Source organism: Chloroflexota bacterium (assembly GCA_014360825.1).
Lineage (GTDB): Bacteria > Chloroflexota > Anaerolineae > UBA2200 > JACIWT01 > JACIWT01.
In genome coordinates this window covers 20,103-43,999 of record JACIWT010000013.1, presented here as the reverse complement: position 1 = coordinate 43,999, position 23,897 = coordinate 20,103, and the positions used below count along the sequence as shown (strand labels likewise).

The following is a 23,897-nucleotide window of genomic DNA, read 5'->3' as shown; positions in this document are numbered from 1 at the left end:
TATGCAGAAAGCGCTACGTCGGCATCGACGTGCCGTTTTGGCTCGCCTCTCCCTCGTCGTCATTAGTCTACTGGCCTTTGCTGCAATTGGGGCCGCATCGTGTTACTGGCTGCTCAGTTATGTGGATTCGCTTTATACATACCGCACACCCCTACGGGGGCTACCGCACCCTGTGGAAGAGGGCCAGACCGAGCCAGTGAGCCCTCAGGTGGTGCTGGTCATTGTCAGTGGCCTGCGGGAGGATGTGTCGCAACAGTTACCTGGCTTGGCAGCCCTGCGACAGAACGGGGCGTGGGCTACCATGATTCAGCACCCAGCAACCTACCCTTACAGCACTTGGACAACTTTGGTGACGGGAGCACACCCGGAGATTAGCAATGCTCCACAAATGGAGAAGGATCACGACTACATCCAACCGATCAAGGTGGATCACTTGTTCGCTGCTGCCCAGCGGGCTGGTCTGAATAGCGGCATAGTAGGACATCAGGCTTGGGCAAAACTCGTGTCCCCAGAGTTTTTATATACGCGTTTTTACGTCCAAACCAGGGATGCGGAAGCGGATGCTTGGGTAGCCTCACGGGCCATTGGCTTCCTGCGCTATTTCCGCCCCAACTTGTTAGTGGTACAGTTAGGGCAGCTCGATCCGGTGGGTCTTGCCCATGGAGGGGCGAGCCAGGAGTATCTGGAAACGGCTCTGGTCTGCGACGCCATTGTCAGTCAGATTGCGAGTGAACTGAATTTACGCCGTAGCGTGCTCATAGTAGTAGGCGACCACGGCCACCTGGACGAGGGGGGGCGCGGCGGTGATGAGCCTGTAGTAAGCAGAGTGCCTTTCGTCATGCTCGGTCAAGGGGTCCGGCCGGGTGAGTACGGTCCTATTACTGGGGAGGATATCGCGCCCACGATTGCAGCCATATTGGGCACCTCGGTTCCCAGTGCAGCAAACGGTCACATACTCTTTGATATGCTTGATCTGGATGAGAAAAATCGGGCCGAGAAAGCTGTTATCCTGGCTGAGCAGCGGGTGCGATTAGCGAACATGTATCTGTATAGCATCGGCATGGGTACGCTCAGCGAGACTGCCGAGGGTGATGCTCTAGTAGCACGTAGTTCAGTAGAAGTGCGGAACTATCCTTCAGCGTATTGGTTAGCCAGGTTCTCGGTCGAACAGGCAGACCTCGAGATGAGCGAGGCACGCGAAGATCGCATTTTGGCTGAACGGCGGCGGCGCGCTCTACCAATCACAATTGCCGTGTTACTCCCACTGCTTTTCATCTGGCGAGCACGGAGCAGGCGGATCCTCTGGCTAATCGTAGCCGCCACCTTATCCGTAATAGCCCTCCACCTGCTTTATGTAAACGAGGGCCTTGTGTACTCACTAAGTGGCCTCAGAGATTTGAGGGGTTTCGCCGAGGCAGCGATTAGGCGAGAGGCCATCGCTCTGCTCCCCGGTCTGGCGATCTTACTGTGGCAAACCGGACGCGATCCTAAGATCACTGTGGTGGACGTCATCTACAGCGGGTTGGGCTTCAACGGGCTGAGCCTGTACCTGCTCTCACTTGGCCTGGCCGTCACGGTGTACCTCAACGGGCCGCTTATCACCTGGTATCTGCCCGATTTCCGGTTGGTTTTCGTCCAAGGCACTTTATTGTTGCAAGCCATATTGGTCGCGATGGCGGGTCTGGTGGTGCCATGGTTAGCGCTGGTCATCCTTTGGACAGCATATCAAGCGAACCTCGGCACACGGCGGTTGGCGAATCTTCTGCTCCACCGAAGACATACCTGAGAAAAGCGCATACCCAGGGAGCAAAGGGAGGAAGGAAAATGCGCATTGTCATCACGGGCAGCGAAGGGCAATTGGGACGAGCACTGCGTGCGATTCTACACCACCACACCCTACTCAACATAGATTTGCCAGAATACGACATCACGAACTACGATCAAATGACCCGTCTTATCCCATCCTTCGAACCCCACCTGGTGATCCACGCAGCGGCGTTTACCAACGTAGATGGCTGCGAGGGTGAACCGGACACCGCTTACAAAGTGAACGCGCTAGGCACCCAAAACATAGCCTTGGCCTGTCAGCGCTCCAATGTGCCGATGGTGTACATCAGCACCGATTACGTCTTCGACGGCACCAAGGGTGAGCCTTATCTGGAATGGGATACTCCCAATCCCCAGAGCGTGTACGCGAAGTCTAAATACGCGGGGGAATTGATCACCCAGCTGCTCCTACATCAATTTTACATCGTGCGCACAGCCTGGCTCTATGGCACAGGCAGCAACAATTTTGTGGCCAAGGTACTACGCAACGCTGCGGAGCACCCAACCCTGCAATATGTCACTGACGAGGTGGGCTCGCCTACCTACGCTCCTGACTTGGCCCAGGCCATCACTAAACTGATCGAACATCCCCTCTACGGTATCTATCATTTCACCAACCAAGGGACGTGTTCCCGTTACGAGTGGGCGGTCGAGATATTACGCCTGGCCGGCAAGCCTGATTATCCCATTTACCCGACACAAGGCTACACGCGAGCGGCAAAGGTGCCTGCCAGATGTGAATTGCGCAATTTCGTGGGGGCGACGCAACTAGGTATTACCTTGCGCCCATGGAAAGAGGCACTGGCGGATTGGTTTGCTCAATACCGGGGAGCGGAATGGGGGAACTGATCGATGGACTGGCGGAGTCGTGTTGCCGAGTTGAAATCATGGGCCTTGAGCGAGCGTTGGGAGGCTCGCGAGGGTGGGGCTTTCGGTCTGCGGGATGAATTGGAAGCCGATTTCGATCGCGCTTTTCCCGTCGTCCGCTCGTGGATCGCCAACTCACATCCGTATCTACGTCGCGCCGGTGTAGTCGTCTGCCGGATGCGCCGGGGTCGCTGCACCCCACGCCAAGTGGCACTGCTCCTAGAGGCTATGGAGCCTGCGCTGTTAGAACGGGAGCGCTACGTACGGGTCAATGTGGGCCCTTTCGCCTTGGCCAGCCTGGCTCACGTGCAACCTGATGTAGCCTTGCCACGTATTGCCCAATGGGCCCACCGCGAGGAGGAAGTCGTGCGCTGGAACGTAGCAATGGCTTTCTCCCAAGCACTCGGCAGACGCTACCCAGACGTGGGGCTGGCTATTCTTAGACTTCTAGCCACTGACCCACGCCGCTTCGTTTGGCGGGCCGTGGCTTCGAGTCTGCGCAATATCGGCCGGACCTATCCGCGCCGAGTGGTACCGCTGCTCGAAGACTGGCTGGCCGATGATACACGCCGCGCCCCCGCCGAAGTTGCCCTGGCACACATCTACAAGTAGGTATAGCGCGATGGCGGCCCACCCGCTTATTTCTGTCATCATACCAAATTGGAACGGTGCAGTTCATCTGCCAACCTGCCTATCCTCGCTACGCGCCCAGACTTACCCCAACTTCGAGGTCATCCTGGTAGATAATGCCTCCACTGACGAGTCACTTGACTTGGTGTATAACTATTACCCTGAGGTGCGTGTCGTGCCCCTGCCAGAGAACCGCGGGTTAACGGGCGGCGTAAACGCGGGTTTCCTTGCAGCGAAAGGCGATATTTTAGTAGCACTGAACAACGACACCGAGACCGACCCACATTGGTTGGAAGAAATAGAGCGAGCACTCGCAGAGCATCCTGAGGCCGGGATGGCAGCCAGCAAGATGCTGCTCTTCGATCGCCGAAATACGCTGCACTCCGCAGGTGACGGCTATGGGATCGATGGCATACCCATCAACCGGGGTGTGTGGGAAGTGGACAAGGGGCAATTCGATGGTGATACCTACTGTTTTGGCGCGTGTGGGGGAGCAGCAGCCTACCGCCGGGCAATGATAGATGAGGTGGGTTTATTCGACGAAAGCCTTTTCATGTATCTGGAGGATGTGGACTTAGCCTGGCGCGGACAACTGGCGGGGTATCGCTGCGTATTCGCTCCAAAAGCCATCGTCTACCACAAATTGAGTGCAACTGGCGGTGGGCCCATTGCCAGTTTCTATGTGGGACGTAACACGCTGTATGTACTTTTCAAAGATGTGCCCAGCCCCATCTTGCGGCGGTATTGGGGGCAGATGGCGCGGGCACAATGGCGCATTTTCATAGAGGCACTGCGGGCCTGGAGAGGAGAAGCGGCACGGGCGCGGTTGCGTGGGCAAATAGCAGGCTTGCTGCTTCTCCCGCGTGCCCTGCAGGCGCGCCCCAAAGTCCAAGCCACGCGCCGGGTATCCGTTGACTATGTGGATGCAATCCTAACGCGTCCAGTGAGTAGAACTTAGCCTCGGCGGTCCCAGGTGCTTGGCAAGGGGCCTAAAGTTAGCACCGTGGTTGACTGAAAACACAGTCACAAGTATCATTAGGTCGCATCGGAAAGGGCCGCACCGTGACGGTGCGGTTACACTTATGAAGGATCATGATCAACTCTGTCCCTCATAATCTGAGTAACGGAACACCTCTCGTGACTCTGGTGATCCCAGCCTACAATGAGGAGAAGCGGCTACCCAAGAGTCTGGATAGGATCCTGTGTTACCTGCAGCAGCAGCCGTATCCTGCGGAAGTGTTGGTCGTGGACGATGGCAGCACGGACCGCACCACGGAGGTTGTCCAGAGTGTTGCTCAACATGCAGACTGTGTTCGCCTATTGTGTAACGTGCATCGAGGTAAAGGCTACGCAGTGCGCACTGGCATGCTGAATGGCCGTGGCGATTATCTATTCATTTGCGATGCAGATCTGTCTATGCCCATCGAGGGGCTATCTAAGTTCCTCCCCCCTCAACTGAACGACTATGATGTGGCCATTGGCTCTCGCGAGGCCCCGGGTGCGGTTCGATACAATGAGCCCGAATATCGGCATATCATGGGTCGCATCTACAACTTCGTGGTCCGTCTGCTGGCTTTGCCTGGTATTCAAGACAGCCAGTGTGGCTACAAATGTTTCCGGCGCGAGGTGGCTCGTGACTTGTTCGCAGTGCAGCGTCTAGACGGTTGGGGATTCGATGTGGAGGTACTCTACATCGCTCGGAAGAGGGGATACCGGGTTGTGGAGGTTCCTATCCACTGGTATTATATGCCTGGCAGTCGCGTTCGCCCATTGCAGGATGCTATCGCCATGCTTCGCGACCTGGCCCAAGTGCGGATAAACGATCGGCGGGGCCTTTACCACCGTATTTCGGCAGCAGAGGCATAGTAAAAGACCCACGGCTCTTATTTTTGAAGAGGTGCTGAGGAGAAAATGAGCGAGAGAATATTGGTCGCAGTGGCCTGGCCATATGCTAACAGCGATATCCACCTGGGGCATGTTACGGGCGTCTACCTCCCCGCTGATATTTTTGCCCGCTACCACCGACTGATTGGCAATGAGGTGTTAATGGTATCAGGCAGCGACAGCCACGGTACGCCGATCACTATCACAGCCGAGAGGGAGGGAATCTCCCCAGCGGAAGTGGTGGAACGATACCACACGAGATTCCTGAAATCGTGGATGGATCTGGGCATCACCTTCGATCTTTTCACTCACACCGACACCGAGAACCACTGGGCAGTGACACAAGATATGTTCCTCCGCCTCTTGGAAAAGGGCTACATCTACCGCGATAAAACGCGCCAGCTCTATTGTGAATCTTGCGGGAAGTTCCTGCCAGACCGTTATGTGGAGGGCACCTGCCCTTACTGCGGCTTCCAGGATGCACGTGGCGACCAATGTGATAAATGCGGCAAGCCGCTGGATGCGACCGAACTCATCCATCCGCGCTGCAAAATCTGTGGCCATGCCCCTGTGGTCCGGGAGAGCGAGCATTTCTTCCTCGATCTACAGCAATTTAGCGAGCGACTTCATTCCTGGATTGAGGTGCAGACCCACTGGCGGCCCAATGTTCTCAACTTCTCCCTGAATTTATTGCGGGAGGGTCTGCATGGTCGAGCCATTACCCGTGATATCGAGTGGGGTATCCCGGTGCCGGTGAAGGGCTTCGAACACAAGCGGATTTACGTTTGGTTCGACGCCGTAATCGGCTACCTGGCAGCGAGCAAAGAGTGGGCAGTCATCATCGGCCAACCGGAGGCGTGGCGGGATTGGTGGCAGGGGCCCAGCAGAGCCTATTATTTCCTGGCCAAGGACAATATCCCTTTCCACACCATCATTTGGCCCAGTATGCTTATGGGCTATGGTGGACTGAACCTGCCGTACGATGTGCCTGCCAATGAGTTTCTAAATCTGGAGGGGCAGAAATTCTCCTCCAGTCGAAACTGGGCCGTGTGGCTGCCTGATTACCTAAGCCGCTATGACCCTGATCCACTCCGCTATACACTGACTATCAACATGCCTGAGCAGGCTGACACAAACTTCACCTGGGGCGAGTTCTTACGACGGAACAACGATGAGTTAGTCGCCACCTATGGCAATCTCGCTCATCGTGTGCTCACTTTCACTTTCCGCAACTTCGATGAGCGCGTGCCTGAGCCTGGAGAGTTGACGGCGCAGGATCAGGCTATTCTGGCGCGGGCCGAGAACGCTTTTGGGCCGGTGGGCGAACTGATTGCAAGTTGTAAATTCAAGGCAGCCATTACTGAGGTCATGGCCGTGGCCCATGAGGCGAACAGATACCTGGACGAAGCCGCGCCCTGGTTGGTGATCAAACAGGATCGGGCTCGTGCTGCTACTGCCTGCTATGTCACCTTGCGTGTGGTGGACAATCTCAAAATGCTATTCTATCCTTTCCTGCCCTTCTCATCACAGCGGCTGCATGAGATGCTGGGTTACGAAAATGACTTGCTGGGCCGACAGTTCACTGAGACTCACCAGGAGACGACCAGAACCCACCAGGTGTTACGCTACGACCCGCGCCCCATCCATGCGAAATGGGCGCCAAGTGAGTTGCCTGTTGGCCAGAGGTTACGTGAGCCCGTCCCGCTTTTCAAGAAACTGGACGAGGAGATCGTAGAGCAAGAAGTAGCGAGGCTGGGGAGAACAGCACTGTGACAGGTATGAGAGGGAGCGAGAGGGCCTTGCCGCTCCCTCTCCTTTTGGAGAATCTGGCCGTCTTTATGACCTCAGTAGTCATCCGGGGGAGAAAAGGAGCGATATTGTGAGCATCCGAATAGCCACCAGACATGCGCTGGTTGCTATTGTCATGTCTTACTTTGTGCTGGGGGTGCTCTACGCTGTTTTCACGCCCCTCTGGGAAGCGCCAGATGAGCCTGCACATTTCAATTATGTCAAATACATTACGGAAAACAGCCGTCTCCCCGTTCTTCAGGTGGGCGACTATGACCAATCCTACCTGAAAGCCATCGTGTCACGACAGTTCCCCCCTGGTATGAGCATTGATCCGCTCCGCTACGAGTCTCACCAGCCGCCGCTCTATTACCTCCTGACTGCGCCTCTCTACCAACTCACCGATTCGGTACTGGTGCTCCGTGTGTTCTCCGTGGTCTTGGGCGCGCTCCTCATCCTAGTCGCTTATGGTGTTGCTGCCACTATCTTCCCTACCGATACCTTCATGCCGCTGGCAACAGCAGCGGGGGTTGCCTTTGTTCCCCAACATGTGGCCATGACCGCGGCCGTGAACAATGACGCCCTGGCCGAATTGCTGTTAGCGCTAGTTATTTGGCAATCTCTGCGCATAATGAACGGCCGCAACCGGCGACAAGAGTGCCTGGCGCTGGGCTTCTTGATCGGGCTATGCCTACTCACCAAAACCACAGCCTATGTCGCCATTCCGTTGGCCCTGTGTGCTATCCTGCTCACGCCGGGCAGCGTTGCTCCCGGGCGGCGCCGGCGGCTCGTGCAGGTTCTATCATGGATATTCCTACCGGCGTTGCTCCTGGCCGGACCGTGGTTGGTCCGGAACGCTTTGGTGTACGGAGCAAATGACTTACTGGCCTTGGGGCGACATAGTCAGGTGGTTACAGGTCAACCGCGCACTGCCGAATGGCTGGCTCAGTATGGGATGCAGGGCTATCTCAGTCGCTTCGCGCTGACCACATTTCGCAGTTTCTGGGCCCAGTTCGGCTGGATGGGCGTCTTGGTGGATGAGCGCATCTACATAGCACTGGCGTTGACCAGCGCCGCTATGATGGGTGGCCTGGCCTTTTTCTTGGCCCGCGCTTGCCACGAGCCAAATCTCCTCTCAGATAGTCAGCGCCGCGCCCTCGTTTTGCTTCTGCTATCCATCATGTTCACTGCCATCGCCTATCTCTGGTACAACCTTGGCTTTGTGCAACACCAGGGTCGCTATCTCTTCCCCGCCCTGACCGCGCTGAGCATCTTTGGAGCCCTGGGGGCACGGGAGGTGCTACGTCCGAAGCCAGCGCGGATGATAGCAGCGCTCGGGTGCATGACTGTAGCGGTGCTGGCTTTATGGGGCATGGCACGAGATGACATAGGCGGATGGGCTATTGCTATGTTAGGCGGCCTGAGTGTGGGCTTCGCGGTGATCAGTGCGTTGCCAGAGCGCGCCCGGCCAGTAGTGCTTGGTCTTGGCTACCTCGCCCTGGCGGTGCTCGACGTTGTGTGTCTTTTCGGCTTCGTAGTCCCGGCGTTCGCGTGAGATCGCTGCGGAGTCCAGATGAGGAGTGTGTAGAACATGGGTTTTCTGAAGCGTTTGGGGGCATTATTCGGCGGCGAGGATGAGAACGCTGACGTGATTTGGCTCTATGTGCGGTGCCAACGATGTGGTAGTGTAGTCCGCGTGCGCGCTGATTGCCGCTATGACCTGAATCCAGATGAAACGGGCACCGGCTACACGCTCGTCAAGGAGATCATGGACGATCGGTGCTACCAACTGATGCGGGCGGAGATACACTTGGATGAGAACATGCGCATTGACGCGCAAGAGATCAGCGGCGGCACCTTTATCACCCAGGATGAGTACGAGAAAGCAAAGGCGGGTTGAATTGCCCTACTCCAACCCGTATACCTGCCGCGGTGCCAGATACTCCGGGAAGCGATCGAGTAGAGCCAAACGGGTCACGTAGCAACAATGGCAAGCATCTACATACTCGGCAGTATGCTCAACGTCGTATTCACTAATAAGTCTGGCTGGCCCGCCGCGTAAGAGGGGACCGCAAATGGGGTGGGCATCGGGATCGTAGGCAGCAACGAGACGTGACAATGGAGTCTCCCACATGTTGCCCATACTCAGTCCCTGACATAGATGTACGTGGCCGTAGCATCCAGGTGAACCCGTTCGGGGTCCCGCAAGTTCTCATAGGGGCATTCGGTGAACTCGGTGTACGGCCGGGTGGGAAGGCCACCGACGAGTTTCTCCACCGCCCGGCCGCGCAGCATTGCGCCGCCCCCGACCACCGGTGACCCTTTGGCCTCGCCCACTGGCATTTCGATTCGGGGTTCCTCGATGCAAATCGAGCCCACAGGTAGACCCATCTTCCGTGCTGCTGTCAGCGCGTTCTTGGCCAGGCTATGCTCGACATCGTCGCTATGAAAGGCGTCATCACTCACGCTGAGATCAGCCAGATCGAGCGCTTGGATGGGACGAAGCCAAAGTTCCGCGTCTTCTACCGACGTGGCCCAGTATGAATTGGTAACAATGCCAGTCCTAAAGCCGCGGTCACGGGCCATTCGGATGCCTTCTACCATCAAGGGATAGAAGAGAAAAGGCTCACCACCCTCAAAATAGACCCAGTCAATAGTTCCCAAGCGGACCAGTTCCTCGTACACCTGTTCCAGCTGGTCCAAAGTGAACGTCCCCTTGGCATTTGGGCCAGAGTAGACGAAACAATGGTCGCACTCTTGATTGCAAGCATACGTCAGGAGGAAATGGATTCCGGTCAGCATATTCTCATCCCTCCGCCGCATCCACCATTTTCGCGCCGGTCACGCGAATCAGGTCACTCACCGCCAGCCCCAGGTTGATGCCGCGTCGTCCGGCGCTCACCACCACCCGAGAGAGCGCTAGAGCCGAGCGGTCAATATATATTTCGAAGCCTTTGTGGAGCAGTGCCAGTGCGGAGATACCCCCCACCTGCAGTCCGGTGAGCGTCTCGGCTTCTTTTTGTGTCGCCATCCGCAGTTTCTTCTCCCCGATGGATTGGGCCAGACGTTTGAGGTCGAGTTCTCTGTCCCCAGGTACCATAACCAAGAGGGGACGCCCTCGTTCGCGTTGTACCACCAATGTCTTAAAAACTTGGCTGGCGGGGAGGCCTATCGCTTCAGCCAGTCCCTGAGCGGAGTGGATATCTGGTGAAAAGGTATAGACTTCGTAGGATACTTTCCGCGCTTCCAGTAGGCGCATAGAGTTGGTCTTCTCGGCCATTGCGTCGCTACAACCAGAAACATCCTTTAGGAGGTTCTCTGCCGCAGACACTCCATATATAGAGTCCACAATTGCCTTACGGCTTCATCCCCCTACGTAAACGAATTGTAATTTATAGTTTCGGGTGTGTCAAAGGGCCGATGCACACAGACTCCTAGAGGAGTCACATTGCGCACCTATGGGTTATTGACGTTCCTGCTCCCTCCGATTACAATCCCGCGTAGCAAGGAATACACTCAAGAACAAAAGGACCCTCTGGTCATCCCACATTCATACTGCCCAATTACGGAGCTCGAGATCACCCTCCGGTGGAGAGTCAGGTAATTATGTCCGAGGTCTATGACGTCGCCGTTGTTGGTGCTGGAGTCGTGGGTTGTCTGATCGCCCGCGCCCTATCCCGCTACCAACTCAAAATCCTGCTTTTGGATAAAGAGGCAGACGTTTGCTGTGGCGCTTCCAAAGCCAACACAGCCATCGTCCACGCAGGATATGATCCCAAGCCCGGCACACAAAAAGCCATCCTGAATGTGGGCGGGAACGCAATGTATGACCAACTCTGTACAGAACTGGGCGTGCATTTCCTGCGCTGTGGCACCTATGTCGTGGCTTTCTCAGATGACGATGTGCAGACGCTTGACGATTTACTCAAGCGTGGCCAGCGCAATGGTGTGCCGGGGCTGCGCATTATCTCAAGAGAGGAAATGATCCGGGCCGAACCTCACATCAACCCAGAGGTCAGGGCTGCACTTTATACTCCCAGTGGTGGGATTGTAGATCCATTTGGCCTGACGATAGCCGCGGCGGAGAACGCAGTAGCAAACGGAGTCGAAGTCCGATTGGAAACCGAAGTGACCGGCCTACTGCGCCACGAAGGGCGTGTGAAGGGTGTGGTTGCTGGTACGCAGTCATTTCGTTCGCATTTTGTAGTCAATGCCGCTGGAGTGTATGCAGATGAGATCATGCGCATGGCCGGGCTGGACGGATTCACCATCCGTCCACGCCGGGGCGAATATTTCGTTTTCGATCGCGAAATGAGCCCGGTGCGTAGCGTCCTATTCCCCTGTCCCACACCTGTTAGCAAAGGCATTGTGGTAACCACCACCACCCACGGCAACACTATGGTCGGCCCCAACGCGCAGGATATCGAAAGTAAAGAGGATACACGAGTCACTGCCGAGGGTTTGGACGAAGTCCTTCACGGCGCACAAAGGCTCGTGCCTTCTCTCGACCCACGAGCGGTCATCCGAGTTTTCGCCGGGCTACGTGCAGTGGGTAGCACGGGTGATTTCCTCATCGAGGCTGCGCGGGAAGCACCTGGGCTGATCAACGTGGCAGGCATTGAATCACCCGGGCTTTCGGCTGCACCAGCCATTGCAGAGAGGGTGGTGGAGATCTTGCGAGAGGAGGGCCTGGCTTTATACCCGAAATCGGATTACAACCCCATCCGTGTTCCTCCGCCCGACTTCAGCGAACTTTCGCATCGCGAACGGGCGGCTCTGATTGCCACTGATCCACGCTATGGGCGCATCGTTTGCCGTTGCGAGACCGTCACGGAGGGCGAGATCGTAGCAGCCATTCATGGCCTTGTCCCAGCCCGCAATTACGACGCTATCAAGCGGCGCACACGGTGCGGTTCTGGTCGCTGTCAAGGCGGTTTCGACACCCCCCGCGTGCTTGAGATCCTGGCCAGGGAATTGGGTTGTCCTGCGACGAAAGTAACATTGAACGGACCTGGCTCAGAACTCGTGGTGCGCGGCACAAAGGAGGTGGATCATTGAAGACCATGACTACTGATGTCGCCGTGGTCGGTAGCGGACCTGCGGGTCTGGCCGCTGCCACAGCCGCAGCGGAACGGGAGGTTAGCGTTCTGATCATCGAGCGCGAAATCGAGTTGGGCGGCATCCTCCAGCAGTGTATCCACAATGGTTTTGGGGTTGAGATTTTCGCCCAAGATTTAACTGGGCCAGAATACGCCCAACGTTACATCGAACGCGCGCGACAGGCTGGTGTCCAGGCACTGCTCGACTCAATGGTGCTGGATGTCCTACCTGACCGACGCATTTACGTTACCAACCCCCGCGATGGCATCGTGGAGGTACATCCCAAGGCCATTGTGCTGGCAATGGGTTGCCGCGAACGGACACGAGGCGCACTTGCCATCCCTGGCACCCGTCCGGCGGGGGTATATACGGCGGGCACAGCACAGCGGCTAGTCAATATCGAGGGCTATATGCCAGGCCGGCGCTTCGTTATCCTAGGCTCTGGGGACATCGGCATGATTATGGCCCGCCGACTGACGTTTGAGGGCGCGGTGGTAGAGCGCGTGTTGGAGAACATGCCCTACCTAAATGGCCTCAGCCGTAATTATGTCCAGTGCATACGCGACTACAACATCCCGCTGGAATTTTGTCGCACGGTTGCAGAAGTCCGAGGGCGCAAGCGGGTGGAGGCTGTGGTCAGTGTCGCAGTGGATGAGCAAAGACGTCCGATCCCTGGTACCGAAGAGGTTATCCCCTGCGACACCTTGTTGCTCTCGGTGGGCTTGATCCCGGAGAACGAACTCTCACGGCGTATGGGAATACACATGGATCCGGCAACAGGTGGGCCGATAGTAGATGAGCGGATGGGAACGTCGTTAAGGGGGGTATTCGCAGCAGGCAATGTGGTACACGTCTATGACCTAGTGGATTGGGTAACCCGGGCTGGAGAAGTAGCGGGGCGCAGTGCCGCTGAGCATGTGTTGGGCTTAGACCGGGCGAGTGGGAAGAGAATACGAACTGTGGCCGGCAAGAATGTACGGCTCGTCGTGCCCCAGGTCTTTGGACTTGACGCGTTGTTAGAGCAAGGAGTTCAACTTCAGTTGCGTGTCCGGCAACCCATCGAGGAAAAGACGAGGTTGACTGTCACTGCCGAAACCAAAGAGTTATTTCGAAAAACGCTCCGTTACGTGCGCCCGGGTGAGATGATCCAGATTGAGATGGAGCCGCGAGTAGGTCGATGGCTGGAGAATACAGATAGCGTAGTGGTGGACATCGCTAAGGCAGATTGAGAGAGCATGAGCCAAGTACGAGAATTTATCTGCACTACTTGCCCGATGGGCTGCCGTATTCGAGCCATTTGCGAAAACGGAGAGTTGCGGGATGCCGAGGGTCAGGCTTGCAAGCGCGGCCTGGAATACGTCCGCACGGAGTTAACCGATCCTCGTCGCATGGTCGCGACAACCGTACGCGTCCGTGGCGGGCGCTGGCCCCTTGTGCCAGTGCGCACTGCGGCTCCTGTGCCAAAAGCCGGCATCCCTACCATACTGAACTTGCTGAGAGAGATCGAGGTACAAGCGCCGGTTACACTGGGCCAGGTCATTCTCGCCGATGCTGCAGGGACCGGGATTGATGTGATTGCCAGCCGAGACATGCCGGTTAGATAGAGCCACCCTCAATATACGGAAACGAGGCCGTACAGAGGGATTACGAGTGGTGAAGGAACCCACCCACGCTGGTTATTTCTCCAGCCAGCCACGGGCCCGGGCGACGGCTTTCTGCCAACCTGCGTACCCGGCAGCCCGCTTTTCCTCAGGCCAGAGCGGCTGGAAGATGCGGTCCACGCTCCAGTTAGTTCGCAGTTCGTCCAGATTGGCCCACAGGCCAGTGGCCAAGCCCGCTGCATAGGCCGCACCCAGTGCCGTTGTTTCATTTACCACCGGGCGGACCACCGGTACGCCCAGGATATCCGCTTGGAGTTGCATCAGGAAGTTATTGACCACCGCCCCACCATCCACTTTCAGTGCCTTTAGTCTAATGCCGGAATCAGCACGCATAGCGTGCAACACATCGGCGGTCTGATAGCAGATAGCCTCCAGTGCGGCCCGAACCAGATGAGCCCTAGTCACGTATCGGGTGAGACCAACGATCACTCCACGCGCGTACATATCCCAATAAGGCGCGAAAAGCCCAGAGAATGCCGGGACAAAGTAAATCCCCCCTGCATCCTCTACAGACTGGGCAACGATTTCTGTTTCGGCAGCGTCCTTGATCAGCCCCAGGTTGTCACGTAACCACTGGATGGCTGCGCCAGTGATGGCGATGGAGCCTTCCAGGGCATACGTAGCTTTGCCCTCAGCCAGTCCATAGGCCACTGTCGTCAAGAGACCGCTTTTAGAGGCAACGGCTTGCTGGCCGGTGTTCAAGAGCATGAAGCACCCGGTGCCATAGGTATTCTTTGCCTCACCGGGGTCAAAACAAGTCTGACCGAAAAGCGCAGCCTGCTGGTCGCCCAGGTCACCAGAAACAGGGATGGCGGCCCTCGCTGGTCCCTGGACTTCGGTGATACCATAGCCATTTACGTCGCTTGACGGCCGGATGGAGGGCAACATCTGGCGCGGGATATCAAGGAGGCGTAGCAATTCCTCGTCCCAATCGAGGGTTTGCAGGTTCATGAGCATAGTGCGCGAGGCATTGGTAACGTCCGTCACGTGGGCTCCGCCTCTCGGACCGCCAGTGAGGTTCCAGATAATCCAGGTGTCTATATTGCCAAAAAGGGCGCGCCCTCGCTGGGCCCGTTGCCTCACATCCGGCACGTGGTCTAAAACCCATTTGATCTTAGGCCCGGAGAAGTAAGTGGCGATAGGCAGGCCGGTGATCCTGCGGATCATTGCTTCCAGACCATCGTCCATCAAGCGCTGGCAGATCTCACGAGTGCGTGTGCATTGCCACACGATGGCATTGTAATACGGCTGACCTGTCTCAGGGTCCCAGATGACTGTTGTTTCGCGTTGGTTCGTGACCCCGATGCCCGCAATCCGCCTGGGATCTATCTTGCTTTTCGCCAGTGCTCCAGCAATGACCTGGCACGTTTTTTCCCATATCTCCAGCGGATCGTGTTCCACCCACCCAGGCTGCGGGTAAATCTGCCTGTGTTCAGCATAATCTGACGCCACGACGTGGCCATCTCGACTGAAGATCATGAACCGAGTGCCTGTAGTTCCCTGATCCACTGCTGCCGCGTATTCTCCTTGCATCAGTCTAACCCGCCTTTCGTCTGCAAACAGAAGAAATCTTCTCCATAGTGGTGAGTGACGAACTGTTCACTCCAGTGAACGGATGTTCGATGTTTATGTGGGGTCAGTGCCTGCTGCTGCCTCGCAACTGTTTCATATATCGCTGTCGCAAATCGTTGAATAGGGCGATGTAACCAGGGCTGGCGTAGTCCGGGTAGGTCCATGACCAGGGCTCGAAGGTGCCCTTGTGATAGTGGAGCGTGACCTCGGCGTAGATGCCCCCACCCAAATATAGCCGGTGGGCATGGTCTTTCGTGGTGGCCAACACCACCTTGCCAGCCGAGATGTAGCCGGGGTCAATATTCACCTGCCGCCGTCCATTCACCGCCCACAGGAGTTCGATCTCGTTTGTGCGTCGCTTTACAGCCGCCAGATCACCAGGGTCCATCAGTGGCTCGAAGGTTACGAAGCGGCGCACCAGATCGGGCCCGAACTCCGGGGTATAGAAATCGGTGTGGTCGAATGGCAAGATGTCGCTGCAGAAGTCCACTGACCCGAATTCCGCGGCCAGATGCACGATGGCCTCGTCTAACAGTTCGACTCGCCCGGCGAACAGGCTGGCGAATAGTTTCACTGGCTCCGGTTGTCTGATCTGCCCCATCACTGCCCCACGTCAGGAATGTGGCGGCGTCGGATTCGCTCCAGCGCCCAGACTGTAGACCTCGATCAAATGCTTTTCCACTTCGCCCTCAATGCGTGCCACGACCTCTACGTAGGGCGCGATGCTCGACCGCTCCAATTTGTTTTTCAAGAGTTCGTCTAACTGAAAGATACCGGCAGAATTGTTCATCTGCACCTCGATGCGAATCGGACGCGTCTCTCCTTTCTTCAGCTCGATGTGGTCAATGGCAGCCGCAGACACCGAGTGAATATTGACCACGCCCGCCTCAAAGGGGATGCGCGAGCGACCTTTGGTCATGTCCAGTGCGTCGGCCACCTTCACTACGCCTGCCTCCAGGGTCAAGCACTGCTCTTCGCGGCTGTGTGCAATGATAGCGTGCAGTGTCTCGCAGATCATAATCGTGCAGGTTGAGACGTCGTAGATTTCGGCGTAGAGTTCCTTGAGTTTGGGGTAGGCCAGCCATAGGCTGTAACCCTCATGGTGGTCACGGTGAATGCTGATGCCCAAGTCGTGCAGACAAGATGCTGTCACCACAATTACCTCGGCGTCATCGTTTGTCAGCCCGTAATTATGGACGACGTTTGGTTGGATATTGGCTTCGAGGAGCAAGCGCAGCAACTTCAGGGCAATATTGGCGATGATGCGGACGTGCACCTCACCGTGGTCGCTGAGACCCAGCCGATCCACAGCAGTAATATTGGCACATCGCCAGAACTGGTGTAATTCTGCATCCTGGTTGATACGTTCCACAACTTGGCGTAATTTGTCATTCTCCTTCGTAGGGATATTAATGGGCATGGGAGATCTTCCCTCCTTTGTCGAAGGCCAGGCCACGCTCTTTGAGGGAGACGTAGCGCTGGTGGCCTATAACTAGGTGATCCAGCACGTCAACGCCAAGCAATTTGCCGGCCTCGATCATTTGTTCAGTAACCGCTACGTCCTCTGGTGAGGGCGTGGGGTCGCCGCTGGGATGATTGTGAGCAACCAGAAGAGCGGCGCAATTATCACGCACCGCCTCGCGGAACAATTCCCCGATGCGCACAACAGAGGTGTTGACGTTGCCGACGTAGACCTCGTGCCGGCGCAAAACGCGGTGCTTGCTATCCAGGAGGAGAACGCAGAGGTGTTCCTGCGTTAGCAGGCTCATATCGGCCATTAGCAGATTGGCAGCATCGGCAGGGGAGCGTATCTGGGGTCGCTCCTCAGGCGCAGTAGCGAGGAGACGGCGGCCCAGTTCGAAAGCGGCCTTTAGAGTGACGGCCTTCGCCTTGCCGAGGCCGTGTTCGTGACAGAGTTCGCCGATCGTGGCCTGGGCTAAGCCAGCCAGCCCGCCGTATTTGGCCAGGACGCGCTGGGCCACGGCAACTACGCTCTCGCCTCCCACGCCCGTGCGCAGGATGATGGCCAACAGTTCGGCGTTGGAAAGAGCGCCAGGCCCGTAGTTCTCTAAACGCTCGCGGGGGCGTTCGCCCGTCGGGGTGTCCTTCATCAACGGGCCATATTCCACACGTTCCTCACCAGTCGCTTGCTTTGGCATATTCTCCTCCAAATATGGATCGCCTGGACTGGACTATACCCCAGATTCGGGAGAGTTGTCAAAGGCGAGACACTCGGAATGCACGAGCGGGGCATCGTTTGCTCCTCTCCCAGGAGAACAGTATAATGGCAACCGAACGGGATGAGTTCGCGCAGAGGCCAATGCTGGGCCAAAGAGGAGATATGATGGAAGGCAAAGTCATTTATCCTACGGATAGCGAGTGGGCGCCCCATCGCAATTACAGTGGTGTGAGCGTTCGGAATCTGCTCACTCACCAGGATAATCCCATTATGCGTGTGGCAGTAGTACACCTGCAACCCGGGGCCCAGATCACAGTGCATACCCATGAGCAAGAAGCAGAGATATTCTACGTCATCTCTGGGAACGGTGTCTGTACTATGGGAGGCCAGGAAATGCCATTCCCGGCGGGCGCATGTGGCTATGCCCCAGCGGGAATTCCCCACGGGTTGGCGAATGCTGGCGAAAGCCTTCTGGAATTGCTGACCGTTTTCACCCAAAGCACCTCGATGAGTGCCAGTCAGAGCACAGCAGCGTAGGCAAACCCATGCGAAAGGCGTTAATAGTAGTGGGCTTGGGACTTGCCCTGGTAGGATGCCAGTTAAAACCCACCCCTACTCCTATTCCTACCCCAGACGCACTCGGCATCTACCTGATACTGGTGGACGATTACACTTCATTGAATACCATCGTCCAAATGCGGGACCGAGCCCCGGACGAAATACAACGTATGGAGATGGCCATGCAAGCCATCGTTCCGCCACCTGATCTGCGCCAGTTGCACCTGCAAGCGCTGGAAGCGTTCAATTATATCTACGAGGGGCTCTCGCTTCTGCCCGCGCCAGGAGACAACGTGCTGGTAGCCGAGGCTAACTTCATGGTAGATTGGGGGATTAGTCGGCTGATGGAATATCGCGAGTTATTAGACGCCTATGCGCAAGAGCATGGCAGGCAGTGAAGTCCTTATGGAGTCAGTGCTTTTCAAATGGCACGAGAGGGCAACGTGAAGATACTGGCGATCAGCGACAGAGTGGTCGAAATCGTATATGATGTGAGAATTGCAGAACGATTCACCGATGTGAATCTCGTGTTGAGCTGTGGCGACCTACCCTATTTCTACTTGGAATTTATCGTCACTATGTTGAGGGTGCCGGTGTTTTATGTGATTGGCAACCACGGAACCGAGTTGCAGTATGGACCTCACAATCAGCCTCAATACCCTGGGGGTTGCGTCAATTTGCATAAACGCGTGATCCACCACAGTGGGCTAATCATCGCCGGGTTAGAAGGCTCCATGCGCTATAAAGAGCGAGGTGAATTTCAGTACACGGAAACCGATATGGCACTAAACGCGCTCGAACTGGTCCCCCGTTTGATCTGGAATCGGATCCGTTATGGACGCTATTTGGACATCCTCGTTACTCACGCCCCGCCGCGCGGCATCCATGATCAGGGTGACCTCTGTCATCAAGGCTTCAAAACCTACCTCACAGTTATGCAAGTGTTCAAACCGCGTTTCCTGATACACGGACACACGCACTCGCATTACAATACTAACCCAATGGAATCGATGTACCGGGAAACGAGGGTTATCAATGCATATGGGCACAGGCTAATAGACGTACCGCTGGCCAATTCAGGGGGCCGGAATGTCTGACCACAAGGCCGACTTCAACCGTGCTCTTTTCAAAGCATTCCTGCGCGATATCACGTCCGAATTGCTGCGGCAACCCAATGAACTATTCTCGTTCGAAGAGGTACGCAAGGGACTGCGCGCCTACAGCCAGAGCTACCGTGGGCTTCAATCGGTACCTCTGGACAAAATCGTGGGCAGTGTCAGCCGCTACCGGGATTTCGACCGCGCTTTCCTGCCCACTCAGTTGCATACCCAGGAGCGATGGGTGCGCATAGATTCAGCCATGGACCGCGATGAGGCACTCCCACCAGTAGAACTCTACAAGGTCGGCGACGTGTACTTCGTGCGCGATGGCAACCACCGCGTCTCTGTAGCCCGGGAACATGGCGCGCAGTTCATTGATGCTGAGGTAACTGAGTTTTACACCTCCGTGCCTTTCGACGAGAAGGTCACTCCCCAACAATTACTCATCAAAAGCGAATACGCCGAATTCTTGGAGCGGACCAAACTAGACAAATTGCGGCCCGATCAAAGCATCGAGTTCACCACCATTGGCCGCTATCAGGCACTCGAAGAGCACATCGCTGTGCACCGCTATTTCCTCGGTCAACACCAGGGCCGCCACATTCCTGAGGATGAGGCAGTGATGAGTTGGTACGATACGGTGTATATGCCTATTATCCGCCTGATTCGGGAGCAGAATGTCTTGTCCCAGTTCCCTGGACGCACCGAGGCTGATCTCTATCTGTGGATCATGGATCACCGCTATTATCTGAGTGAAACCTATGGGGCAGATGTGGGCGCAGAGGAGGCCATCCGCGATTACGCTGAAAAATTCGGCCAGCACAGTTTATGGTCAGCAGTGGCTCGCGAATTGGCTGATTTCTTCGAGGATCTCCGAAAGCAGGCGCAGGAAGGGGCACGGGAAAACGGCATATTGCCCCAACCCAAGCCGACATCCATCGCGAAAAAATCCCGTTCAAAGAGCGAACAAGATGAGCAATAGACCTAAAAGACCTATCGTCACCGTGTTCGGAAGTTCTCAAATACCTGATGAGGCGAATCTTTACGAAGAAGCACGCACTCTGGGGCAAGCGGTGGCTCAGCGGGGATATGCGGTGTGCTCTGGTGGCTATGGGGGGCTGATGGAGGCCGTAAGCCGGGGGGCCAAAGAAGCGGGAGGGCACACCATCGGCGTTACTGTAAAGACCTTTGTGTGGGGAAGAGCAAACCCGTGGATAGATGAAGTGATCGAGGCACCTGATTTCATCACACGGCTGCGCACGATGACTGAAATGGGTCGGGCCTACATCATTTTGCCCGGCGGCATTGGCACACTGGCCGAACTCGGCCTGACATGGAGCCTCTTGCAGATCGGCGAAGTGCATGGTCGACCGTGCATTGTAGTGGGTGAAGTCTGGGCCGAAGCACTGGCTTTTTTCCGCCGTCGCCTTATCATTCGGGAGCAAGATTTCGCCCTTTTACGATGGGTGGCCAGTGCTCCTGAGGCTGTGAGTTTATTACCTCCACCAAACGAGGTTCGCTTATGAGATCGCTACTGCCTACGGCTCTGTCTTCAGAATCGGAGAACAAGGAGGCGCGCCGGTTCGGGCGCATTGATCTACTGCTACTCAGCATGGTACTTATCTGGGGAGTCAATTTCCCGGTCGTGAAAGGGGCGCTGGCGGAGATGCAGCCGCTGGCCTTCAACGCGCTGAGATTCATCAGCGCGACGATCCTACTCTATCTGCTCGTGCGCTTGACGGGCCAGACGGTGTCAGTACACCGACCCGATCTACTGGGCATCGCTCTGCTGGGCTTACTTGGCAACGGGATCTATCAACTCCTCTTCATCAGCGGTATTGCCTTCACCACCGCAACTAATTCTTCGCTCATCCTAGCCATGGTGCCCATCACAGTGGCCATTATGGGGGCGGCCTTGCGTCTGGAACGCATCCCCTGGTGGGCCTGGGTTGGCATTGCACTTTCTTTCACAGGCCTGTGCCTCCTCATCCTGGGTAACGGGGTAGAGGATGGCCAGGCACAGAATCATCTGGTAGGCGATTTGCTTGTCTTCGCCGCGATGATGTGCTGGTCAGCCTACACGATTCTCTCCAAGCCTTATGTACGACGCTATTCTACTCTGAGCGTCACCGTTCTATCCATGGCCTCCGGGGCGGGACTCATTTTCCTCGCTAGTCTACCCAGTCTTTTCTCCCAGAACTGGGCGGCTGTCTCACAGAGTGGGTGGTTGGGGTTAATTTTCTCGTCAGTTTTCGCCATTGCCCTCGGCTACCTGGCCTGGTTTACAGGTGTCCGTGCCGTTGGCAGTGCCCGGACGGCGATATATTCGAACTTCACCCCCGTGGTGACCTTAGTGTCGTCGGCGCTGCTGCTTGGGGAGAGCCTACGCCCGTCTCAGTTAATCGGCGCATTTGTGATCCTAATAGGAATTGTCCTAACCCATTACCATCGGGGTTGACATATGCATCCATCTACCCCAAAAGACGCTAATGTCGAGCGATTGAAAGAACAGGCTGCCGCCGAGGCGGTCAAGTATGTGCAGAGTGGCATGGTAGTAGGTCTGGGCACCGGCTCCACGGCCCGCTACGCTATAGAATTGATTGGAGAAGCACTCCAACGCAGCAGGCTGCGAGATATCATTGGCATTCCCACTTCAGAAGCAACAGCCGCGCTGGCCCGTCGGGTCGGCATCCCGCTGAGCACGTTAGCCGAGCACCCTCGCCTGGATCTGACTATTGATGGGGCGGACGAGGTAGATCCTCATTTAAATCTCATTAAAGGCATGGGCGGCGCACTCTTGCGGGAGAAAATCGTAGCAGCAGCCACAAGCCTGGAAATCATTGTAGTGGACGACTCTAAATTAGTAGATGTGTTGGGCATGCGTTCCCCTCTGCCTGTAGAGGTCGTCCCCTTTGGATTAGGCACTTACGAGGACAGATTACGCAGCCTTGGCGCGGACCCCATACTACGCTTAGCCAATGGCAGGCCTTATGTTACAGACAATGGTAATTACCTGTATTTGTGCCATTTCGCTCGAATAGATAACCCGTACCTGCTGGAACGAGACCTAAACTTGATCCCGGGGGTGATAGAGAATGGCCTCTTCTTGGACCTGACACATCGGGTTATCGTCGCATCGGCAGAGGGTATTCGAACGCTGGAGCGTGCCAAAAACAGCGTGACCACAGGCATCTGAGATCCCGAGCAATCCAATTTCCCTGTTCGCTGTGACACCCTACTGATCCCGAGGCATCGTGTGGACATCATCTTTCCGTTGGGCAAATTACGTTTGGAGATTCTGGCGCGGCTATTGGCGCGTTATCGCGGCGCAGACGATAAGCATGTTATCCTGGGTGGCGCCATTGGCGAAGATGCTGCTATCTTAGACATTGGTGATCGTTATCTTGTCGCTAAGACAGATCCCATTACTTTCGCTACGGATCAAATTGGCTGGTACGCCGTGAATGTCAATGCTAACGACGTGGCCGTTATGGGTGCAACACCCCGTTGGATGATGGCTACCATCCTGCTGCCCGAGGGCAAAGCCAGCCTCGGTCTGGTAGAGGGTATCTTCGCCCAAATGGATGCTGCTTGTAAAGACTTGGGCATCGCTCTCGTCGGCGGGCACACTGAGGTAACGCCGGCACTGCCGCGGCCCATTGTGGTGGGCACGCTGCTTGGGGAAGTAGAGAAAGACCGGCTAATTCATACGGGCAACGCACAACCCGGCGACGAGATCCTGCTCGTTAAGTCCATTGCTATTGAGGGCACAGCCATTATCGCTCGCGAACGCGGGGACGAACTGCGCGCTCGCGGCTATTCCGAGGATGTCATTGGCCGGGCCCGCAATTTTTTATTTGATCCGGGCATTAGCGTTGTGGCCGCGGCACAGATCGCCGCAGAGACCAAAAAGGTCCATGCTATGCATGACCCCACCGAGGGTGGCTTGGCAATGGGCTTGCATGAATTAGCCTATGCCTCGGGCACCGGCCTGTGGGTGGACAGGGCGCGTATCCGCATCCTCCCAGAATGTATAGAGTTTTGTCGAGAGTTCGGCTTAGACCCATTGGGACTCATTGCTTCCGGAGCCCTTCTGGTGGCCGTGCCGCCCGACACCAGTGCACGGCTACAACATCTGTATGCCCAGGCAGGTATCCCCTGCTCTGTTATCGGCCACGTCACCCCGCCTGAAGAGGGCATCCGAATCAAAAACGGGGGAGTTACGCGCGATCTCCCCCGTTTTGACGCTGACGAAATCACTCGCTTGTTTTAGGTTTCCTCCTCTGTCTTCTGCCGCGCAATCCAATCAAGGATTCGGGTCTGGTATTCACGCTCCACGGGTCGGAAGTAGAGGGCATAGGCCACATACCAAACCCATGTCGCACACACTAACGCGATGAGCAGGATGATACTGCCATGAACGAGCAGACGAGGCAGTATTTCCACAACCTGACGTCCATAGATGAGAAAAGGCAGTTCACTTTGCCAGAAAACATATCCGAGGAAAAGGCTCCAAGCCACGAGAAAAAAGAGCCAGGTATGAAGTTGACGTGCCCGCTGGGTTTTGTAACCACGCTCACAGGACGTGCAGACGGGCACATCAGGATACTCCCAGTGGCCTAAGCGGCTGAAGATCCGGTCGCGCAAAGACGGATGGATAAATCGCGTCGCTCGCTCCGCACCACAGATCGCGCACTTTCCGTTCAACGTCCTTTTGGCCAACGCACTCTC

General features: G+C 56.2%; 27 protein-coding genes. 19 read left to right on the top strand and 8 right to left on the bottom strand.

Features of this window, described 5'->3' with window-relative positions; translation table 11 throughout:
- Position 1: 1 nt before the first annotated feature.
- The 8 genes from H5T64_09580 to H5T64_09545 all read left to right on the top strand — a co-directional run bounded on the left by H5T64_09580 (position 2) and on the right by H5T64_09545 (position 8,896).
- Positions 2-1,786 carry an alkaline phosphatase family protein gene (locus tag H5T64_09580; GenBank protein ID MBC7264585.1) on the top strand — a complete coding sequence of 595 codons (1,785 nt, stop codon included), beginning with the start codon at positions 2-4 and terminating at the stop codon, positions 1,784-1,786.
- A gap of 38 nt (positions 1,787-1,824) precedes the next feature.
- Positions 1,825-2,676 carry a dTDP-4-dehydrorhamnose reductase gene (gene rfbD, locus H5T64_09575; GenBank protein ID MBC7264584.1) on the top strand — a complete coding sequence of 284 codons (852 nt, stop codon included), beginning with the start codon at positions 1,825-1,827 and terminating at the stop codon, positions 2,674-2,676.
- Positions 2,677-2,679: 3 nt separating this feature from the next.
- Entirely contained in the window at positions 2,680-3,306 is a 627-nt protein-coding gene (locus tag H5T64_09570; protein MBC7264583.1) for a DNA alkylation repair protein, read from the top strand.
- A gap of 10 nt (positions 3,307-3,316) precedes the next feature.
- On the top strand, positions 3,317-4,282 hold the full coding sequence (locus H5T64_09565) for a glycosyltransferase family 2 protein (protein ID MBC7264582.1): 966 nt from the start codon (positions 3,317-3,319) through the stop codon (positions 4,280-4,282).
- 134 nt (positions 4,283-4,416) lie between these two features.
- Positions 4,417-5,190, top strand: a complete 774-nt coding sequence (locus H5T64_09560) for a glycosyltransferase family 2 protein (GenBank protein ID MBC7264581.1) — start codon at positions 4,417-4,419, stop codon at positions 5,188-5,190.
- 45 nt (positions 5,191-5,235) lie between these two features.
- On the top strand, positions 5,236-6,981 hold the full coding sequence (gene metG / locus H5T64_09555; protein ID MBC7264580.1) for a methionine--tRNA ligase: 1,746 nt from the start codon (positions 5,236-5,238) through the stop codon (positions 6,979-6,981).
- 106 nt (positions 6,982-7,087) lie between these two features.
- Positions 7,088-8,551 (top strand): glycosyltransferase family 39 protein, encoded by a 1,464-nt coding sequence (locus H5T64_09550; protein MBC7264579.1) that lies wholly within the window; start codon positions 7,088-7,090, stop codon positions 8,549-8,551.
- A gap of 36 nt (positions 8,552-8,587) precedes the next feature.
- Positions 8,588-8,896 (top strand): hypothetical protein, encoded by a 309-nt coding sequence (locus H5T64_09545; GenBank protein ID MBC7264578.1) that lies wholly within the window; start codon positions 8,588-8,590, stop codon positions 8,894-8,896.
- A gap of 6 nt (positions 8,897-8,902) precedes the next feature.
- Here the strand turns inward: H5T64_09545 and H5T64_09540 are convergent, their stop codons facing one another.
- From H5T64_09540 to H5T64_09530, 3 genes are read right to left on the bottom strand one after another with little or no spacing between them, the layout of a single operon-like run.
- Positions 8,903-9,115, bottom strand: coding sequence for a hypothetical protein (locus tag H5T64_09540; protein ID MBC7264577.1), 213 nt, complete (start codon positions 9,113-9,115; stop codon positions 8,903-8,905).
- Between the two features lie 26 nt (positions 9,116-9,141).
- Positions 9,142-9,798 (bottom strand): radical SAM protein, encoded by a 657-nt coding sequence (locus H5T64_09535; GenBank protein MBC7264576.1) that lies wholly within the window; start codon positions 9,796-9,798, stop codon positions 9,142-9,144.
- A gap of 4 nt (positions 9,799-9,802) precedes the next feature.
- Positions 9,803-10,276, bottom strand: coding sequence for an aminoacyl-tRNA deacylase (locus H5T64_09530; protein ID MBC7264575.1), 474 nt, complete (start codon positions 10,274-10,276; stop codon positions 9,803-9,805).
- Positions 10,277-10,602: 326 nt separating this feature from the next.
- Between H5T64_09530 and H5T64_09525 the strand changes: the two genes are divergently transcribed.
- From H5T64_09525 to H5T64_09515, 3 genes are read left to right on the top strand one after another with little or no spacing between them, the layout of a single operon-like run.
- Positions 10,603-12,054, top strand: a complete 1,452-nt coding sequence (locus H5T64_09525; protein MBC7264574.1) for an NAD(P)/FAD-dependent oxidoreductase — start codon at positions 10,603-10,605, stop codon at positions 12,052-12,054.
- A 5-nt stretch (positions 12,055-12,059) separates the two neighbouring features.
- On the top strand, positions 12,060-13,325 hold the full coding sequence (locus tag H5T64_09520) for an FAD-dependent oxidoreductase (protein ID MBC7264573.1): 1,266 nt from the start codon (positions 12,060-12,062) through the stop codon (positions 13,323-13,325).
- A gap of 6 nt (positions 13,326-13,331) precedes the next feature.
- A complete protein-coding gene (locus H5T64_09515; GenBank protein ID MBC7264572.1) occupies positions 13,332-13,700 on the top strand; it encodes a DUF1667 domain-containing protein in 369 nt (122 codons plus the stop codon).
- Between the two features lie 72 nt (positions 13,701-13,772).
- Here H5T64_09515 and glpK read toward each other — a convergent pair whose 3' ends face one another.
- From glpK to radC, 4 genes are all read right to left on the bottom strand, one after another.
- Entirely contained in the window at positions 13,773-15,290 is a 1,518-nt protein-coding gene (glpK, locus tag H5T64_09510; GenBank protein ID MBC7264571.1) for a glycerol kinase GlpK, read from the bottom strand.
- 103 nt (positions 15,291-15,393) lie between these two features.
- The gene (locus H5T64_09505) at positions 15,394-15,930 is read right to left on the bottom strand and encodes a DUF4416 family protein (GenBank protein ID MBC7264570.1); all 537 of its coding nucleotides are present in this window, start codon (positions 15,928-15,930) and stop codon (positions 15,394-15,396) included.
- A 12-nt stretch (positions 15,931-15,942) separates the two neighbouring features.
- Positions 15,943-16,749, bottom strand: coding sequence for a phosphohydrolase (locus H5T64_09500; protein ID MBC7264569.1), 807 nt, complete (start codon positions 16,747-16,749; stop codon positions 15,943-15,945).
- Positions 16,739-17,440 (bottom strand): DNA repair protein RadC, encoded by a 702-nt coding sequence (gene radC / locus H5T64_09495; protein ID MBC7264568.1) that lies wholly within the window; start codon positions 17,438-17,440, stop codon positions 16,739-16,741. Before radC ends, H5T64_09500 begins: the two co-directional genes overlap by 11 nt.
- Before the next feature lie 173 nt (positions 17,441-17,613).
- On the opposite strand from radC, the gene H5T64_09490 reads away from it, so the two are divergent.
- The 8 genes from H5T64_09490 to H5T64_09455 are packed head-to-tail and all read left to right on the top strand — an operon-like array spanning position 17,614 to position 23,439.
- Positions 17,614-18,045 (top strand): cupin domain-containing protein, encoded by a 432-nt coding sequence (locus H5T64_09490; protein MBC7264567.1) that lies wholly within the window; start codon positions 17,614-17,616, stop codon positions 18,043-18,045.
- Between the two features lie 8 nt (positions 18,046-18,053).
- On the top strand, positions 18,054-18,464 hold the full coding sequence (locus H5T64_09485; GenBank protein MBC7264566.1) for a hypothetical protein: 411 nt from the start codon (positions 18,054-18,056) through the stop codon (positions 18,462-18,464).
- A gap of 45 nt (positions 18,465-18,509) precedes the next feature.
- Positions 18,510-19,163 (top strand): metallophosphoesterase, encoded by a 654-nt coding sequence (locus H5T64_09480; GenBank protein MBC7264565.1) that lies wholly within the window; start codon positions 18,510-18,512, stop codon positions 19,161-19,163.
- On the top strand, positions 19,156-20,148 hold the full coding sequence (locus tag H5T64_09475; protein MBC7264564.1) for a DUF4032 domain-containing protein: 993 nt from the start codon (positions 19,156-19,158) through the stop codon (positions 20,146-20,148). The genes H5T64_09480 and H5T64_09475 overlap by 8 nt, the downstream gene beginning before the upstream one ends.
- Positions 20,138-20,692 (top strand): LOG family protein, encoded by a 555-nt coding sequence (locus tag H5T64_09470; protein MBC7264563.1) that lies wholly within the window; start codon positions 20,138-20,140, stop codon positions 20,690-20,692. Before H5T64_09475 ends, H5T64_09470 begins: the two co-directional genes overlap by 11 nt.
- On the top strand, positions 20,689-21,624 hold the full coding sequence (locus H5T64_09465; GenBank protein ID MBC7264562.1) for a DMT family transporter: 936 nt from the start codon (positions 20,689-20,691) through the stop codon (positions 21,622-21,624). Before H5T64_09470 ends, H5T64_09465 begins: the two co-directional genes overlap by 4 nt.
- Before the next feature lie 3 nt (positions 21,625-21,627).
- Complete coding sequence (gene rpiA, locus H5T64_09460; protein ID MBC7264561.1) at positions 21,628-22,362, top strand: ribose-5-phosphate isomerase RpiA; 735 nt, start codon at positions 21,628-21,630, stop codon at positions 22,360-22,362.
- Between the two features lie 60 nt (positions 22,363-22,422).
- Complete coding sequence (locus tag H5T64_09455; protein ID MBC7264560.1) at positions 22,423-23,439, top strand: hydrogenase expression/formation protein; 1,017 nt, start codon at positions 22,423-22,425, stop codon at positions 23,437-23,439.
- Here H5T64_09455 and H5T64_09450 read toward each other — a convergent pair.
- Entirely contained in the window at positions 23,436-23,888 is a 453-nt protein-coding gene (locus H5T64_09450; protein ID MBC7264559.1) for a hypothetical protein, read from the bottom strand. The two genes, H5T64_09455 and H5T64_09450, sit on opposite strands and share 4 nt — an antisense overlap.
- Positions 23,889-23,897 lie beyond the last annotated feature (9 nt).

Excerpts from the sequence above, each read along its gene's own strand:
- H5T64_09520 (MBC7264573.1), top strand. The coding sequence starts at position 12,060 with ATGACTACTGATGTCGCCGTGGTCGGTAGCGGACCTGCGGGTCTGGCC.
- H5T64_09490 (MBC7264567.1), top strand. The coding sequence starts at position 17,614 with ATGGCAACCGAACGGGATGAGTTCGCGCAGAGGCCAATGCTGGGCCAA.
- glpK (MBC7264571.1), bottom strand. The coding sequence starts at position 15,290 with ATGCAAGGAGAATACGCGGCAGCAGTGGATCAGGGAACTACAGGCACT.
- metG (MBC7264580.1), top strand. The coding sequence starts at position 5,236 with ATGAGCGAGAGAATATTGGTCGCAGTGGCCTGGCCATATGCTAACAGC.
- H5T64_09485 (MBC7264566.1), top strand. The coding sequence starts at position 18,054 with ATGCGAAAGGCGTTAATAGTAGTGGGCTTGGGACTTGCCCTGGTAGGA.
- H5T64_09580 (MBC7264585.1), top strand. The coding sequence starts at position 2 with ATGCAGAAAGCGCTACGTCGGCATCGACGTGCCGTTTTGGCTCGCCTC.
- H5T64_09475 (MBC7264564.1), top strand. The coding sequence starts at position 19,156 with ATGTCTGACCACAAGGCCGACTTCAACCGTGCTCTTTTCAAAGCATTC.
- rpiA (MBC7264561.1), top strand. The coding sequence starts at position 21,628 with ATGCATCCATCTACCCCAAAAGACGCTAATGTCGAGCGATTGAAAGAA.
- H5T64_09535 (MBC7264576.1), bottom strand. The coding sequence starts at position 9,798 with ATGCTGACCGGAATCCATTTCCTCCTGACGTATGCTTGCAATCAAGAG.
- H5T64_09565 (MBC7264582.1), top strand. The coding sequence starts at position 3,317 with ATGGCGGCCCACCCGCTTATTTCTGTCATCATACCAAATTGGAACGGT.
- rfbD (MBC7264584.1), top strand. The coding sequence starts at position 1,825 with ATGCGCATTGTCATCACGGGCAGCGAAGGGCAATTGGGACGAGCACTG.
- H5T64_09545 (MBC7264578.1), top strand. The coding sequence starts at position 8,588 with ATGGGTTTTCTGAAGCGTTTGGGGGCATTATTCGGCGGCGAGGATGAG.
- H5T64_09470 (MBC7264563.1), top strand. The coding sequence starts at position 20,138 with ATGAGCAATAGACCTAAAAGACCTATCGTCACCGTGTTCGGAAGTTCT.
- H5T64_09515 (MBC7264572.1), top strand. The coding sequence starts at position 13,332 with ATGAGCCAAGTACGAGAATTTATCTGCACTACTTGCCCGATGGGCTGC.
- radC (MBC7264568.1), bottom strand. The coding sequence starts at position 17,440 with ATGAAGGACACCCCGACGGGCGAACGCCCCCGCGAGCGTTTAGAGAAC.
- H5T64_09560 (MBC7264581.1), top strand. The coding sequence starts at position 4,417 with ATGATCAACTCTGTCCCTCATAATCTGAGTAACGGAACACCTCTCGTG.
- H5T64_09500 (MBC7264569.1), bottom strand. The coding sequence starts at position 16,749 with ATGCCCATTAATATCCCTACGAAGGAGAATGACAAATTACGCCAAGTT.
- H5T64_09570 (MBC7264583.1), top strand. The coding sequence starts at position 2,680 with ATGGACTGGCGGAGTCGTGTTGCCGAGTTGAAATCATGGGCCTTGAGC.
- H5T64_09530 (MBC7264575.1), bottom strand. The coding sequence starts at position 10,276 with ATGGCCGAGAAGACCAACTCTATGCGCCTACTGGAAGCGCGGAAAGTA.
- H5T64_09465 (MBC7264562.1), top strand. The coding sequence starts at position 20,689 with ATGAGATCGCTACTGCCTACGGCTCTGTCTTCAGAATCGGAGAACAAG.
- H5T64_09525 (MBC7264574.1), top strand. The coding sequence starts at position 10,603 with ATGTCCGAGGTCTATGACGTCGCCGTTGTTGGTGCTGGAGTCGTGGGT.
- H5T64_09505 (MBC7264570.1), bottom strand. The coding sequence starts at position 15,930 with ATGGGGCAGATCAGACAACCGGAGCCAGTGAAACTATTCGCCAGCCTG.